Below are 539 nucleotides of genomic sequence, written 5' to 3'. Positions count from 1 at the left end.
GGGAAGAACACCATCAGGAACATGACGATGAACTGCGCCGTCATGAACGGGATCACGCCGCGGGTGACCTCGTCCATCTTCATGCGGCCCACGCCGGCCACGACGTTGAGCACGGTGCCCACGGGCGGCGTGATCAGGCCGATGGCGTTGTTGATGATGAACAGCACGCCGAAGTAGACGGGGTCGATCCCGGCCTGCTTGATCACCGGCATCAGCACCGGCGTGAGGATCAGGATGGTGGGCGTCATGTCCATGGCCGTGCCCACGGCCATCACCAGCACCATGATGGCGATCAGCAGCAGCGTCTGGTTGCCCATGAAGGGCTCCAGCAGGCTGATCATCTGGCTCGGAATGTCCGCCACGGTGATCAGCCACGCAGACACCATCGCCGCGGCCACCAGGAACATGATCACGGCGGTGGTCTTGGCCGCGCTCACGAACACCTCGTAGAGCTGCTTGATGCTCATCTCGCGGTAGATGAGCATGGACACCAGCAGCGCGTAGACGGCGGCCACCACGGCGGCCTCGGTCGGGGTGAA

1 protein-coding gene is annotated in these 539 nt (G+C 63.6%); it reads right to left on the bottom strand.

The window, feature by feature from the left end; genetic code table 11:
• Positions 1 to 539, bottom strand: a 539-nt coding sequence (locus tag SM757_RS35035; RefSeq protein WP_322468873.1) for an SLC13 family permease, incomplete at both ends; no start/stop codon positions are given.

Origin of the sequence: Azohydromonas lata (assembly GCF_034427735.1) — a bacterium.
Classification (GTDB): domain Bacteria; phylum Pseudomonadota; class Gammaproteobacteria; order Burkholderiales; family Burkholderiaceae_C; genus Azohydromonas; species Azohydromonas lata.
The sequence above is the reverse complement of the archived record's forward strand: the minus strand, read 5'-3'. Positions and strand labels throughout refer to the sequence as shown.